This window comes from Phocaeicola paurosaccharolyticus JCM 15092 (assembly GCF_000613805.1).
GTDB lineage: Bacteria > Bacteroidota > Bacteroidia > Bacteroidales > Bacteroidaceae > Phocaeicola > Phocaeicola paurosaccharolyticus.
This window is the reverse complement of the sequence record NZ_BAJR01000046.1, coordinates 1-16571: the sequence shown is the minus strand read 5'-3', so window position 1 is coordinate 16571 and position 16571 is coordinate 1. Positions and strand designations below refer to the sequence as shown.

Genomic DNA, 16571 nt, shown 5'->3' with positions numbered 1-16571 from the left:
CAATATGCACAACTTTTTAAACATCAATATATTATCTTTTTAATTCCGCCAACGGGTATAGTATTCTTTTTCGTTCCGAACTGGGATTGGAGACAGATGCTCAAAAGTTTGCCGGTAACTTAAGATTGAAATCAGTTTCAGAACCGAAATCCGTGATTGATGATTATAAGATGATTACGGGAAAACGGAGCCATTGTGTGAACGAGGCTTCCGAACGGGTTTATTCTCTGGAAAACGATGAAGGGCAAATTTTGGAGGTAACGTTTAGGGTGTACAACGATGGAATTGCATTTAAGTATGGACTTAAAGCTATTTCGGATGAAGAACATATCATCAATGAATATACGGCGTACGCTTTGCCGAAAGGGAGTAAAAGATGGATACAACAATATGATCCGGGTTATGAAAAGTTTTTCCCGTTGTCTACTGACGGTAAGCTTGCCAACCGTCCGGAGGTTGATCTTTGGGGATATCCGGCGCTTATAGAGCCACGGGATTCTGTGTTTGTGTTGATTACGGAGGCCAATATCAGACGGGGGCATTGTGGCTCTTTTCTGTATAATGGGGATAATCGCGATAATTATCAGGTACGACTGGCTGATAAAAAACTTGCTTTCAGTGGTGTGTGGGAGTCTCCATGGCGATTGCTTATTGCTGGCTCTTTAGCTGATATTACTGAGTCTACACTGGTGACGGATGTATCTGACCCTTCTAAGGTGGAGGATACGGAATGGATAAAACCCGGAATGGTGTCATGGATTTATTGGGCGCACAACCACGGTTCCAAGGATTATCAGATAGTGAAAGAATACATCGACCTGGCCACCCGCATGAAGTGGCCCTATGACCTGATTGACTGGGAATGGGATGAAATGGGCAATGGAGGCAACCTTCAGGATGCCGTGAAGTATGCTTTGGAACAGGGTATTAAACCCTTGCTATGGTATAATTCGAGTACAAGCTGGCTTGGTCCCGGCCCTTTATACCGGCTGAATAAGAAAGAAGACCGGGAGAAGGAATATAAATGGCTGAGTGACATGAGAGTTGCCGGTATCAAAGTAGACTTCTTCACGGGCGATAGTGCTGCCACCATGAACTATTATATGGATTTGCTGGAGGATGCGGTGAAGTACAAGCTGATGCTTAACTTCCATGGTGCCACCATCCCTCGCGGCTGGCAACGCACATATCCCCACCTGATGTCGGTGGAAGGGGTGTATGGTGCCGAGTGGTATAACAATAATCCGATACTGACCAACCGGGCGGCCGAACATAATGCCACGTTGCCTTTCACAAGAAACGTTGTAGGGCCGATGGACTATACTCCGGGAACTTTTTCCGATTCACAGCATCCGCATATCACATCGCACGGGCATGAACTTGCGTTACCCGTGATTTTCGAATCGGCTTTGCAGCACATGCCCGATAGGCCTTCGGTTTATGATAACTTGCCGGAAGCAGTAAAACATCTTCTGTCTGAGTTACCCACTGCCTGGGATGATACGAAACTTTTGGCCGGTTATCCCGGAGTAGAAGTTGTCATGGCACGGCGCAGAGGGGATGTATGGTATATTGCAGGTATTAATGGGACTAATGAACCGAGGACGCTCCGTGCACCTCTGGCGGCTATTCCAGTAAGTGGAAAGCAAGTGTCTTTGTTCAAGGACGGCACTGATGACAGAAGCTTTGCTATTGAAGAAAATATTCCCTTGTCGGACGAAGAAACCGGTTTAGAGATAAAGTGTTTACCACGCGGTGATTTTGTAGCTGTAATAAGATGATGAAAACAAAATGTTGGAGGCTTTTGCCCGTTATATGTCTCGCGTTTCAGGCACACGCTCAGCAATTGCCTGATTGGGAAAATCCGAACGTGATAGGAATCAATGAAGAAGAGTATCATGCCACGTTGACGCTTCCTTCCGGGAAGGCTGCATGTGACGAGATTGTATCATTGAATGGAACATGGAAGTTCATGTGGTCTGCTGACCCGGAAAAGCGCCCGGCTGATTTCTATAAGAGTGATTTCGATGTTAGCGGATGGGACAATATCGCCGTACCCGGCACCTGGCAATTGCAGGGGTATGGGAAACCTATCTATACTAACTGGACTTATCCTTTTAAGAAAGATCAGCCGAGGGTGACGGGAGAGCCGCCGAAGCATTTCTTCAGTTATGAAAACCGTAATCCGGTAGGCTCTTATGTGACTACGTTTGATGTTTCGGAAGAAATGAGAGGTAAGCGGTTGTACCTGCATTTCGAAGGGGTGAAGTCTGTCATGTATGTATGGGTAAACGGGGAAAAGGTAGGATATAGTGAAAATTCCATGGCTCCGGCTGAGTTTGACGTTACCCGATATGTGAATGAAGCAAAACCGTTTGGCAGTGGAAGTCTACCGTTGGTCTGACGGAAGTTATCTGGAAGATCAGGATATGTGGCGTTTCAGTGGAACTTATCGCCCGGTAGAGCTGTGGGTTCGTCCTGAGACTCATATAAAAGACTATTCGTTTGCCACTGAGCTGTCGGATGACTTCTCGTCGGCAGACTTTGAGGCGAGAATCTGGCTGCGGAATTCATCGGAACATAAATCCGGCAAGTTGAACCTTGAAATGATATTGAAGGGCAAAAACAATCGGGGAGAGAAAGTGACGAAAAGGCTGACCGCTCCCGTAAAGAATTTGCCGTCTTCATCCGTCGAGTGTTATTCTTTATCCTTTGTACTGGAAAATCCGGAGCTATGGTCGGCAGAGAAACCAAATTTATATGATATTGAGATAAGACTTTACGACGGAAAGCAGGTGGTTGAAGAGTTATGCTCACATTGGGGAATATGGAAGTGCGAAATCGAGGGGAATACTTTCAAGTTTAATGGTAAGCCCGTTAAACTGAAAGGAGTGAACCGGCACGAGCATCATCCCCGTACCGGCAGGTTGGTGGATAGGGAAACCATGGAAAAGGACTTGAAGTTGATGAAACAAGCCAACATCAATATGATCCGTACTTCGCACTACCCTAACAGTCCGTTGTTTTATGAACTGTGTGACAGATATGGTTTCTATGTGATGGATGAGGCTAATCAGGAAAGTCACGATTATGGTTTAGGCAATAAAATCCTTGGTGATAACCCGGAATGGATGTCAGCACATGTGGATAGGGCTCTTGCACTGGTACAACGTGACAAGAACCATCCTTGTGTGGTTTTCTGGTCTTTGGGCAATGAAGGAGGTGCCGGTTGTAATATGAAAGCCATGGCAGATACGATACGCGCCATAGATGCTTCACGCATTATTTTCTGTGATACCGATCTTTCTGTGTCGGCTTTTAACGACCCCTCTTACTATACTCCCGGAAAGCTTAAAGAGTATGCCCGTGAAAAGCGTGATAAACCCATCTTTATGCGTGAGTATGCCCATGCCATGGGAAATTCAGTAGGTAATTTGCAGGAGTATTGGGATGTCATTGAGGCTAATGCTCACATTGCAGGTGCCGCTATCTGGGATTGGGTTGACCAGGGAATTGCAAAGAGAATAAATCCGGGATATGAAAAGGAAGTGGAGAATTCGGGTTCTTTGTTATTGAAGAAAGGTGAATTCTGGGCTTATGGAGGAGATTTCGGAGATTTCCCCAATAACGGGAACTTCTGTTTCAATGGTTTGATTGGAGCTGACCGTGTTCCTCACCCGCACTACTATCAGGTTCAGAAAGTATATCAGAATATTGGTTTTTCACTTGAAGCTCCTAACAAGGTACGTCTCACCAATAAGTATGAGTTCACGGCTTTGGATGAGTTCGATTATGAGTATGAGTGGTTGCAGAACGGTGAGCTTGTGAAGTCGGGCAAGGCATCTGTTGTAGCCGGAGAATATTTGGATATTCCCTCTTTCGCAGGGACGGGTGAACTTTTCCTGAATGTGTTTGCCAGACTGAAACAGGGTACATGTTGGGCCGAGAAAGGTTTTACTGTTAGTAAGGAGCAATTCCAGGTGAATGTAAGCAAGCCGGAACTGATTGCCTCAGAGGGGGGAAATGTTGAAGTGAATGCGTCTTTGTCCGCTATTGAAGTAATGGCTGGTTCGGATTGTTTTGTAATTGATGCGAAATCCGGCGCTTTGGCAAGTTGGAAGAATGGTGGAACGGAACTTCTTTATGCTCCTTTGGAACCTTATTTCTGGAAACCGGCGAATGACAACCAGATGAACAATGGGTATAACAACCGCTTGGGAGCATGGAGAAATGCCGCTGCCGAACGTGTGGTTGAACATATTGATTATTCTGTAAAGAACGGGCTGGCTGTAGTAGAAGCGGATATGTCATTGCCTGCAGTAGGTGCTGCTTACCGGTTGCGCTATACCATAAACGGAAGTGGAAAGATACAGGTAGAAGCTTTCTATAAACCGGAAAAAGAAAAAATCCCATTGATGCCTAAGTTCGGAATGAGGGTGCGTTTGCCCTCTTCTATGAATTATATTAAATGGTATGGTCGTGGCGAATTTGAAAACTATCCGGATAGGAAAACGGCGGCTTTTGTCGGTTGCTATGCGGCGGATGTTGATATCTTTATCACAGATTATGCTTTTCCGCAGGATAATGCAAACAGGTGTGATGTTCGTTGGTTCTCACTGAATGACAAGGAGAGCCGGAAGATAAAGGTGGCAGGTTTGCAACCGCTCTGTTTTCGTGTGTGGCCTTATGGTGAGGAAGACTTGGAGAAGAACAGGCATGCTTATGAATTACCCGAGCGTGATTATCTGAATGTGAATATCGATTTGAATATCCATGGTGTGGGAGGGGCTGACTCTTGGGGTGCAAGAACATTGGATGAATATACAATTGATGGCAATCAGGCCTATTATTACGGTTATATAATGGAGTATTCTGATTGATAGTCGTTTATTTATCTAAAGTTGATACTCAAATATCTAAAATTAAAAAGGATGCAAGTGACATACAGCTATTTTTGTATCACATAAAGTTTGGAATGTTTTAATCATAATCATTAAATATAATAAGTAACCATGAAATCAATTAAAAGTGTATTGATATTAATGGCGCTGTGTTGTTGTACTTCTCTTATAGGGCAAGATTATCAGCAGACTCCCGAGGGACTTAAGGCGACCGTTAATTCTGTAGATGTGGAGTTACAATTCTACACTCCGTCAATTGTAAGAATTCTGAAATCTCCTGATGGCTGGAAGTATGTGAAAGAGAGCCTCTCGGTAATAGAGGCTCCTCAAAAAGTGAAACCTGCCATTACCAGGGAAGGTAATACTGTTAGACTGAAAAGTAGTGAAATGGAGGTTACTCTTAATTTGGAGTCGGGCATTGTGGCTTTCTTCAATACTAAAGGAGACCCTTTGCTTAGTGAGAAAGGAAAGCCGGAGTTTACTGATTTTGATGATGCCGGAAATAAAACATTCACAATCAAGCAATCGTTTATTTTAGATAAAGATGAGCCTCTTTATGGATTAGGGATTCTCCAGAATGGAAAAATGTCGCAACGCAATCAGACCAAGCACCTTGTACAGGGCAATGTGGAGGACGTGGTTCCATTCGTACAGTCTGTGAAAGGATACGGCCTTTTTTGGGATAATTATTCGCCAACCAATTTTGCTGATAAACCGGAAGGAACCTCTTTCCAGTCCGAAGTGGGAGATTGCATCGACTATTACTTTATGTATGGTGGAAATGCTGATGGTGTAGTTGCACAAATGCGTGCATTGACCGGACAGGTTCCCATGTTCCCCCTCTGGACTTACGGCTATTTCCAAAGCAAGGAACGCTATAAAAGTCAGGAAGAAACGGTGGGAGTGGTACGGAAATACCGTGAACTGGGTGTTCCTCTCGATGGAATCATTCAGGATTGGCAATACTGGGGACACAACTATTTGTGGAATGCCATGGACTTTAAGAACCCTTCGTTCAGCGATCCTAAAAAGATGATCGATGATGTGCATGGAATGAATGCGCATATGCTGATTTCTATCTGGTCCTCATTTGGACCGATGACCAAGCCTTACAGGGAACTGGACAAGAATGGCATGTTGTTTAACTTCTCCACATGGCCCCAATCGGGACTCGAAACTTGGCCGCCCAATATGGAATATCCTTCCGGAGTACGTGTATACGATGCCTATAACCCGAAAGCCCGTGATATTTATTGGAAATACCTGAATGAAGGTATCTTCAAATTAGGCATGGACGGCTGGTGGATGGATTCTACGGAACCCGACCACTTCGATTGGAAGCCGGAAGACTTTGATACAAAGACTTATCTGGGTTCGTTCCGCAAGGTGCGCAATGCTTATCCGCTGTTGACAGTGGGTGGAGTATATGATAATCAGCGTGCTGTAACTTCCGATAAACGCGTCTTTATTCTTACACGTTCCGTTTTTGCCGGGCAGCAACGTTACGGAGCCAATGTATGGTCGGGAGATATCGGCTCTTCCTGGGAGTCACTGCGTAATCAGATTCCGGCAGGCTTGAATTTTACTCTGACCGGAAATCCTAATTTCAATTCGGATATTGGTGGCTTCTTTGCCGGAAGCTATAATAGGGGCTGGAATGACGGAAGTGCACCCAAGAATCCGATGTATCAGGAACTGTATGTGCGTTGGTTGCAATTCGGTACGTTTACACCGATGATGCGTTCACATGGAGCTGATACACCGAGGGAGATTTATCAATTCGGAAAAAAAGGTGAACCGATATATGATGCTATTGAAAAAATGATTCATCTGCGCTATGCATTGTTGCCCTATATCTATTCCACTTCATGGGAAGTGACCGAACGGCAGTCGAGCTTTATGCGTGCGTTGGTGATGGACTTTGCGGCTGACAAGAAAGTATGGGATATAAAAGACCAATACATGTTCGGTAAATCCATTCTGGTAGCGCCGGTAGTTAATGCGCAATACACTCAGGAGAAGCTGGTAAAACTAAAAGAAAATGATGGCTGGGATAAGAATAATGTTAAGAAATTTGAGAATAAAGCTCCGGTAGACTTTATGCAGGCTAAGTCCGCAAAGGTATATTTGCCGGAAGGTGCTATCTGGTATGATTTCTGGACGAATGAAAAGTATGACGGCGGACAGGAAATAGAAAAGGAGACAACTATTGATGTCATTCCGTTGTATGTCAAGGCAGGTAGTATCATACCAATGGGACCTAAAGTGCAGTATGCAACAGAGAAACCATGGGATAATCTTGAATTGAAAGTATATGCCGGTGCCGATGGTTCTTTTGTTCTGTATGAAGATGAATTTGATAGTTATAATTATGAGTTGGGAGCATATACTGAAATCCCTATGACATGGAACAATGCTTCCCGCCAGTTGACCATTGGAGCACGGAAGGGGGCATACGAAGGAATGTTGAAAAACAGAAGTTTACTGTTGTACTTCAAGATGGAAGCCGGAAGGTTGTTGACTACAATGGGAAAAGAGTGAGTGTGAAATTTTAGTGCTATTTGGAAATATAGATTTTAAATACCAGAAACAATGAAGAAACTTATTTTGCCCGGGTTGACGGCAGCTATGTTGTTTATGGCTTCTCCTCAGGAGTGCCTGAATGCCCAGACTCCGATTATACAGACCAAATTTACTGCCGACCCTGCGCCAATGGTGCATAAGGGTACAGTATACCTTTATACTACCCATGATGAAGACTATGCTCCCGAAGGAATGGCAGGCTTCCGCATGAAAGAATGGTTGCTTTACACCAGCACCGATATGGTGAACTGGACGGATCATGGAACCATAGCCGACTTGTATAACTTTAAATGGGCTGACCCTGCCGTATCAGGTTGGGGAGGATTTGAGAATGGTGCCTGGGCTCCTCAGTGCATCGAGCGTAATGGAAAGTTCTATTTGTATTGTCCCGTGCAGGACGAGGCATCGGTGTGCTGGTTGCCGATAATCCCTTTGGCCCTTTTACCGACCCCCTTGGAAAACCCTTGATCGGTGCCGAGTATGACAGTATTGACCCGAGTGTATTGATAGACGATGATGGACAGGCGTATCTATATTGGGGAAATCCTAATCTCTGGTATGTGAAACTGAATGAAGATATGATATCTTGTGCGGGGGAAATCACGAAAGATAAATTAATCCGGAAGATAGAAAATCAGAAAGACCCTTATCATTTCCAGGAGGGTCCTTGGGCATACAAGAAGAATGGGCACTATTATATGGCTTATGCAAGTACATGCTGTCCGGAAGGTATCGGTTATGCAATGGGTTCTAGCCCGGTAGGCCCCTGGGAATTCAAGGGTTATATAATGAAACCTAACAGAAAGTCCTCCGGAAACCATCCGGGCATCATTGATTATAAAGGTAAATCTTATGTGTTCGGGTTTAACTACCGTTTGAACTTCATGATAACCGACAAGCATCATGAACGCCGTTCCATATGTGTGGCCGAGTTGGAGTATAATCCCGATGGCACAATCAAGGAACTGCCCTGGTGGGATGACGGTGTTGCAGTTGAGCCTGTCGGCACATTGAATCCTTATAAGCGGACTGAGGCGGAAACAATGGCTTGGAGTCAGGGACTTAAGACCGCCAAGGACGATGAAAGCGGGATGTATGTTACTTCCATTCATAACAGGGACTTCCTTCAAGTGAAAGCGGTTGACTTCGGCAAAGGGGCAAAGACATTTGAAGTCCGTGCAGCTACGATAACCAAAGGAAAGGTTGAAATCCGCTTGGATGACCTTGACGGTACATTGCTGGGGGTATGCGATATCAGTAATACCGGTGGCTGGAATACGTGGAAAACCTTTGTTACCGATGTGGAAAAGGTGGGTGGAGTTCACGATCTGTACCTCGTTTTTAGAGGAGGAGACGGAGAGATGTTCAACATGGACTATTGGAGATTCAAGTAGATGGCCGGGAAACCGCGTTAGAAATAAATCGTAAATAAATATATATCTGTATCATGAAAAAGATGATGTTGGCATGGCTGACTGTTGCTTCATTACTAATGGGGTGTTCCGGTTCGGAAATGCCGGTGAAGGGAACGTTTCGTAATCCGGTGGTTTATGCCGATATACCGGACATATCCATTACACGTGCGGGAGAATACTACTACATGATAAGTACCACCATGCACCTGATGCCCGGCGGGCCTGTTATGAGATCAAAAGATCTGGTAAATTGGGAAACTGTGAGTTATGTCTTCGATAAGTTGACTGATAACTCAAAGTATGATTTGATTGGTGGAACTGTTTATGGGCGCGGACAATGGGCATCGTCCATACGCTATCATAACGGTAAGTTCTATGTATTGTTCTCACCAAACGATGTACCCTACCGGTCGTATATATTCACGGCGGACGATCCTGCCGGAAAGTGGGAACTATTATCGAGAACACAGCATTTCCATGATGCTTCTTTGTTTTTTGATGATGACGGACGGGTATATGTATTCTATGGAACCGGTGAGCTGAAGGAATTGAAGAGTGACTTGTCGGATGTGAAGCCCGATGGAGTCAGTATGAAGATATTCGAGCGGGATGCTGACGAACAGGGACTACTGGAAGGAAGCCAGGTTGTGAAGCATAACGGCAAGTACTATTTGTTGATGATCTCCATGGACTGGAGCATCCCCGGTCGGGTGCGCAGGGAAGTATGTTACCGTGCTGACACGATTACAGGACCTTATGAGAAAAAGGTTATCCTGGAACATGATTTTGACGGTTACGGAGGAGTAGGCCAAGGTTGTATTATTGACTCGGAAGAAGGAGACTGGTATGGGGTTATTTTTCAGGACCGCGGAGGAATAGGCCGGGTGCCTACTCTGATGCCCTGCCGTTGGGTGGATGGATGGCCGATGCTGGGAGATGAAAACGGTCATGTACCCTTGACGATGGAAAAAGAGATATATTCGACTGAAAACACCAAAGGAATACTTGGAAGTGATGACTTCAGCGATGAGAAGCTTTCACTCTACTGGCAATGGAATCATAATCCGGTAGATGATAAGTGGTCTTTGACGGAACGTCCGGGTTATCTGCGATTGAAGACCAGCCGGGTGGTTGATAACCTGTATTTAGCTCCGAATACGATTACGCAACGTATGGAAGGGCCGAAGTGCAGTGCTACCATTTCTCTTGATGTTTCTCATATGAAGGATGGGGATGTAGCCGGATTCAGCGCATTCAACGGACATTCCGGGCTTTTGTCAGTGGTGAAGGAAGGGGATGCAAAGCGTCTGGTTATGTCTACCAATATCGTTAATTTTGATAGGACTCCCAATAAGGCAATAGCCAGTGTGGATATAGAAGAAAAAGAACAAGTCGAATTTAATCAGGATGTCATTTATCTGCGTATAGAAGGCGACTTCATGCCGAAACGCGATATTGCTACTTTCTATTATAGCCTGGATAATAAGGAATGGAAAAAGATAGGAACGGATTTCAAAATGCGCTTTGATTATACAAGACTCTTTATGGGAAGCAAGTTTGCTATCTTCAACTATGCAACAAAGTCGCTGGGAGGTTATGTCGACGTTGATTACTTTGACTATGAGAGAGCTAATGATAGAGTAACTATTAATAAATAATATCCTGATATTCATGAAACACTTTTTAGTTATAGCAGCGTTATTAATTTGCGGTGCAATAAAAGCGGAAGAGAAACAAATTACAAGTCCCGATGGGAAAATATTGGTAACTATCTCCGATAAAAATGGGCAACCTTCATATAGCATCAGCTATAATGGTACTCCTTTCATTCATTCTTCTCCTTTGGGGCTTGTGACTAATGTCGGTGATTTTTCCCGGGATATGTCTTTGGGACAGAATGTCCGGTCGAACAAAATTGACGAGACCTATACATTGCCTAATATAAAGCAGAGCAATGTGCACTATGTGGCTACAGAAGCTGTATACCAGTTTAGCCAGCAAGATAAGGTTATTTTTGATGTTATATTTCGCGTAAGTGACCGGGATGTTGCTTTCAGATATAAAATGTATCCTCATAAGAAGGCCTTGTCCTGCGTTGTGAAAGAGGAAATGACCGGTTTTGTGCTTCCTGAGGGGAGTACGACTTTCCTGTGTCCGCAGAGTAAACCTATGGGAGGATTTGCCCGCACTTCGCCCAGCTACGAAACTCCCTATAAAGCGGATGATTCCATGGGTAAAAATGGATGGGGTGAAGGATATACTTTCCCTTGTCTGTTCCGTAATGGTGACAAAGGATGGATACTTATTTCAGAAACAGGTGTGGATAGTAAATATTGCGGAAGCCGTTTGCTGGGACATGAAAATGGCCTGTATACAATCGGTTTTCCTCAAGAAGGTGAAATGAACGGAAACGGTACAACTGCACCCGGACTTGCATTGCCGGGAGAAACTCCCTGGCGGACGATTACTTTGGGCGAAACTTTAGCTCCGATTGTTGAAACAACGGTTTCTTTTGATGTAGTAAAGCCATTGTATGCAGCGTCCGGCAAATATGAGTACGGCAGAGGTTCCTGGAGTTGGATTATCGGTATGGATGGAAGCACGAAGTATGAAGAGCAGTTGCGCTACATTGATTTCTCGGCGGCAATGGGTTATCAGTCTGTATTGGTAGATGCATTGTGGGATACGCAGATTGGATATGATAAGATTGATCAGTTGGCTAAATATGGGGCGCAGAAAGGGGTAGGTCTCTATCTGTGGTATAACTCTAACGGATACTGGAATGATGCTCCACAATCACCCCGTGGCATTATGGACAATGCGATAGCCCGTCGTAAAGAAATGAAATGGATGCAAAGCATTGGAATACGTGGCATAAAGGTTGACTTCTTTGGTGGTGATAAGCAAGTTACCATGCAACTGTATGAAGATATTCTTGCTGATGCCAATGAATACGGGTTGCTGGTGATTTTCCACGGATGTACTTTGCCTCGCGGCTGGGAACGTATGTATCCTAACTATGCATCGAGTGAAGCAGTATTGGCGAGTGAAAACCTGCATTTCTCTCAGGGAAGTTGTGACGCTGAGGCATTCAATGCCTGCCTGCATCCGTTTATCCGTAATACGGTGGGTAGCATGGACTTTGGGGGCAGTGCACTGAATAAATATTATAACTCAGATAATGCTCCGCGCGGAAGCCGGCGTATGACTTCTGACGTGTTTGCTTTGGCTACTGCAGTATTGTTTCAAAGTCCGGTGCAACATTTTGCCTTGGCTCCGAATAACCTGACGGATGCTCCGGAATGGGCGATAGGCTTCATGAAAGAAGTTCCTACCACATGGGATGAAGTACGCTTTATTGATGGCTATCCCGGAAAATACGTAGTTATGGCTCGCAGGCATGGAGATAAATGGTATATTGCAGGGGTTAATGCCCAGAAAGAAACTGTAAAACTGAAGATTGCCTTGCCGATGTTTATGCCTGGCAATCAGGTACGGGTATTCAGTGATAATGAAGAATTGCAAGGAAATGTAAAACAAGTAAAGGTAAATAAGAAACAGGAGTTGCAATTGACAATGCCTTGCAATGGTGGAATATTAATTGTAGAATAATCAAACTAAAAAAGCAATATGGATAAAATGAAGTCTTTATTCTTCTCATCGCTATTGACGGTGGTGGCTACTTCGGGACTGGCACAGAACCCGATCATTCAGACAAATTATACGGCCGATCCGGCTCCGATGGTATATAATGATAAAGTATATCTTTATACTACCCATGATGAGGATAATTCCACCTGGTTTACGATGAACGACTGGCGATTGTATACCACGAGTGATATGGTGAACTGGACCGATCATGGGGCTGTTCTGTCATATACCGACTTCAGTTGGGCCAAAGGGGATGCCTGGGCTCCGCAATGTATCGAAAGAGGTGGAAAGTTCTATATGTATGTGCCTGTGATTTCGAGAATCAATAATAGGGGAGCTATTGGAGTGGCAGTGGCTGATAGTCCTTACGGTCCCTTCTATGATCCGCTTGGAAAGCCATTGGTTCAGAGTGAATGGGGAGATATTGACCCGACGGTTTTTATTGATGACGATGGACAAGCTTATATGTATTGGGGAAACCCGAATTTGTATTATGTGAAATTGAATGAAGATATGATTTCCTACAGCGGGGATATTGTACGTGTACCTTTGACTGCGGAATCGTTCGGAAAGCGTGAGGGTGACTCTCAGAGAGCTACTTTGTACGAGGAAGGTCCCTGGCTTTATAAACGGGATAAGAAATATTACCTATTCTGGCCGGGAGGTCCGCTACCCGAGCATATCGGATATTCTACCAGCGATAGCCCTACAGGACCGTGGAAATATGGCGGTACGGTAATGGCTGCCGGAGGCGGATCGTTTACAATCCATCCGGGAGTTATCGACTTCAGAGGCAAGACCTACTATTTTTATCATAACGGAAAGTTGCCCGGTGGTGGTGGTTTCAACCGTTCGGTATGTGTGGAAGAACTTAAATTCAACAAAGACGGCTCAATTCCTGAGGTGAAGATGACGGAAGGAATCACCAAGGGGCTTGTTACCTTGAATCCATATGTAAAGAATGAAGCGGAAACAATCGCTTTCTCCGAAGGTTTTAAATCTTTCAAGAACAATCAGGTGGGTGTCTTTGTAACAGCAATGAAGGATGGTAGTTATATCCGGGTTCGTGACGTGGACTTTGGAACAAACGGTGCAACGAAGTTCACTGCCAGACTCGGTACGACACACAATGACCCCGTGCGGCTTGAGGTGCGCCTGGGTGGTGTGGACGGAGAATTGGTGGGAACCATTAAAGTGCCCCGGACAGGTGGCAGTGATCGTTGGGATTTGCGGACCATTGATATCTTGAAAGTGACCGGAGTACATGATCTATGTTTTGTGGTGAAGGGAAGACCGTCTACCAACCTTATGTATTTCGATTATTGGATGTTCTCTAAATAAATCAGCACTATATACTATGAAAACAGTATGGAAGAAGTGGAATCTGGTTGGGTTAATTACAATGACTCTGTCTCTTTCCGTATTTTTACTAAATGCAGCATGTGTTTCGGACGAAAAGAAAAATGTAGTTCTTGAACTGGAACAGGGTACACTTTCATTGATACCGCTAAATCGGAATGCTGTTCGGGTACAGTTCACTCAATCAGGTTCAGTGCCTATGCAGGAACTTATCTATACGGAGAACTCTCCCGTTCCGGAGTATGAAGTTGCAGAAGATGATAAATCTCTGACTTTATCTCTGGAAGGGATTTCTGTGGAGTTTGATAAAGGCACGGAGGCGCTGACTTTTAAAGATGCGAATAAACGTATCATTCTTCAGGAAAAAGTCGGAGGGCGCTTTATGGCAGCTTCTTCTGTTCAGGGAGAAGCTACATTCTAGGTGGAACAACACTTTGTATCTCCGAAAGATGAGTATATATACGGTACTGGTCAATTTCAGGATGGTTATCTCAATATCAGAGGCTTGTCGAGGAGGTTGACACAGGTCAATACACAGATTTCCATACCTTTTATTCTGTCAAACAAAGGTTATGGACTGTTGTGGAATAACTATGGATTGACGGATTTCAATCCGGCAGATGAATCTATTGAGTTGACTCCTGCGAGTGCAAGCGGTGAGGCCGTTACTGTCAATACTACAGGTACGAGCGGGAATGTAAGAGAAACCCGGCAGACATACTCGTTCACAGCCTCGTTGGAAGTACCTCATTCCGGGCGTTATTCTTTGTTGTTGGATGTCGGACAACGGATGGCACGCAAGTACTATCTTGCTATCGATGGAGATAAGGTGTTTGATATCAATAATTTGTGGCTGCCTCCTACAACTTCTGCAATAGTGGAATTGAGTGCCGGAAAGCATGCCATAGAGGTGCAGGGTGAGCGTAATGATAAGCCTGTACTATATTGGCATCCTGTTTCCGAAGAAACCGTTTTTCGTTCACCGGTTGCCCAAACATTGGATTATACTGTTTTCGCCGGTAATGGAGATGAAGTTATTGCCAGTTACCGCGAGTTGACCGGACCTTCTCCCATGATGCCTTTATGGAGTTTGGGATATATACATTGCCGGGAACGGTACAATACTCAGGCGGAGTTATTGGAGAATGCCCGTGAGTTCAGGCAACGGAAGTTACCTATAGATATGATTGTTCAAGATTGGCAATATTGGGGGAAACATGGTTGGAATGCGATGCGGTTTGATGAAGACAGGTATCCTGATCCGGGGAAAATGCTTCAGGAGCTTCATGATATGGATATACGCCTGATGATTTCCGTCTGGTCTAAAATAGATACCCAGTCTGAAATAGGAAAGCAGGCAACAGAAAACGGATATTATATTCCGGGCAGTGACTGGATTGATTTCTTCAATGCTGATGCTGCGGCTTTTTACTGGCAGAACTTCCGTAACGGACTATTGAAATATGGCATCGATGCTTGGTGGCAGGATGCTACTGAGCCTGAAAATGACGACCTCCAGAACCGGCGTATAAATAACGGGCAGACACCGGGAGAGGTTTACCGGAATGTTTATCCGATGTATGTCAGTAAGACGATTTATGAAGGTTTGCGCAAAGATGATCCTGACCGGAGGGCTATGATATTTACCCGTAGCGGCTTTTCCGGAATGCAGCGTTATGCGGCGGCCACATGGTCGGGAGACGTGGAACATGACTGGGAAACTCTGCGTCGGCAAATAGCCGGAGGGCTGGGACAAATGGCAACAGGTCTGCCTTGGTGGACGTATGATGCCGGTGGTTTCTTCCGTCCGGGCAATCAATATACCAATACGGGGTATCATGAACAGTTTATCCGTTGGTTGCAGGCAGGAACATTTTTTCCATTAATGCGTGTACATGGTTACATGAGTAATACCGAACCATGGAGATATGGAGAGAAAGTTGAGCGTATCGTTGCCCGTTATTTAGATTTGCGTTACAGACTTCTTCCCTATATTTATTCTCAAAATGCTGCGATTTCCTTTAAAGGTTCTACTTTAATGCGTCCGTTAGTAATGGATTTTCCGGAAGACTCCCGTGCATTGGAGCAAAAACATCAGTTTATGTTCGGACCTTCTGTTTTAGTCGCCCCGGTTGTGGAAGGTGGTATTAACCGGATGAAAGTGTACCTTCCTGAATGTCCGGCAGGTTGGATAGACTTCTGGAATGGTGCATCTTATAAAGGTGGACAAATGGTGGATGTGGATGTTGACCTTGAGAAAATACCTTTATTTGTGAAAGCCGGTTCTATATTACCACTGGGCCCTACGAAACAATCTACTTCTGAAGATACAGAAGAACCGTGGGAAATCCGTATTTATCCGGGTGCTAATGGTACTTATTCTGTTTATGAAGATGAAGGGAATAACTATAATTATGAAAAGGGCCAGTTCTGCACATTTGACTTAAATTGGAATGATACGGACAGAACTTTGACTATCAGTGACAGGAAGGGAAAATTCACTGGAATGAAAAAGAAAATAACCTTTAATGTCATAATGGTATCGCCACAATCCGGTACCGGAGTTTATCAGTCAACACCGGATAGAACTGTCACGTATTTAGGGAAATCTATGGTAGTTTCGTTATAATGGTTTTAATCAATTAAGAATGAATTTTAGAGT

General features: G+C 44.5%; 4 protein-coding genes and 5 pseudogenes. All 9 read left to right on the top strand.

Annotated elements, in window-relative coordinates; translation table 11 throughout:
• Positions 1 to 53 precede the first annotated feature (53 nt).
• Positions 54 to 1781, top strand: a pseudogene (locus JCM15092_RS13540) (glycoside hydrolase family 97 protein); the annotation flags it as partial.
• Positions 1778 to 2420, top strand: a pseudogene (locus tag JCM15092_RS17725) (sugar-binding domain-containing protein); the annotation flags it as partial. The pseudogenes JCM15092_RS13540 and JCM15092_RS17725, both read left to right, overlap by 4 nt.
• A gap of 9 nt (positions 2421 to 2429) precedes the next feature.
• Positions 2430 to 4880 (top strand): glycoside hydrolase family 2 TIM barrel-domain containing protein, encoded by a 2451-nt coding sequence (locus JCM15092_RS16280; protein WP_369384668.1) that lies wholly within the window; start codon positions 2430 to 2432, stop codon positions 4878 to 4880.
• Between the two features lie 132 nt (positions 4881 to 5012).
• Positions 5013 to 7456 (top strand): annotated as a pseudogene (locus tag JCM15092_RS16275) (glycoside hydrolase family 31 protein).
• Between the two features lie 37 nt (positions 7457 to 7493).
• A pseudogene (locus JCM15092_RS16270) lies at positions 7494 to 8878 on the top strand (glycoside hydrolase family 43 protein).
• Between the two features lie 53 nt (positions 8879 to 8931).
• On the top strand, positions 8932 to 10557 hold the full coding sequence (locus JCM15092_RS13520) for a glycoside hydrolase family 43 protein (RefSeq protein WP_024995114.1): 1626 nt from the start codon (positions 8932 to 8934) through the stop codon (positions 10555 to 10557).
• Between the two features lie 13 nt (positions 10558 to 10570).
• Complete coding sequence (locus JCM15092_RS13515) at positions 10571 to 12511, top strand: glycoside hydrolase family 97 protein (protein ID WP_024995113.1); 1941 nt, start codon at positions 10571 to 10573, stop codon at positions 12509 to 12511.
• Positions 12512 to 12529: 18 nt separating this feature from the next.
• Positions 12530 to 13891, top strand: a complete 1362-nt coding sequence (locus JCM15092_RS13510) for a glycoside hydrolase family 43 protein (RefSeq protein WP_024995112.1) — start codon at positions 12530 to 12532, stop codon at positions 13889 to 13891.
• A 16-nt stretch (positions 13892 to 13907) separates the two neighbouring features.
• Positions 13908 to 16538: pseudogene (locus tag JCM15092_RS16265) on the top strand (glycoside hydrolase family 31 protein).
• Positions 16539 to 16571: the final 33 nt, after the last annotated feature.

What these genes read in the sequence shown, in the direction of transcription:
- JCM15092_RS16280 (WP_369384668.1), top strand. Translation starts at nt 2,430, where the DNA reads ATGTGGCGTTTCAGTGGAACTTATCGCCCGGTAGAGCTGTGGGTTCGT.
- JCM15092_RS13520 (WP_024995114.1), top strand. Translation starts at nt 8,932, where the DNA reads ATGAAAAAGATGATGTTGGCATGGCTGACTGTTGCTTCATTACTAATG.
- JCM15092_RS13515 (WP_024995113.1), top strand. Translation starts at nt 10,571, where the DNA reads ATGAAACACTTTTTAGTTATAGCAGCGTTATTAATTTGCGGTGCAATA.
- JCM15092_RS13510 (WP_024995112.1), top strand. Translation starts at nt 12,530, where the DNA reads ATGGATAAAATGAAGTCTTTATTCTTCTCATCGCTATTGACGGTGGTG.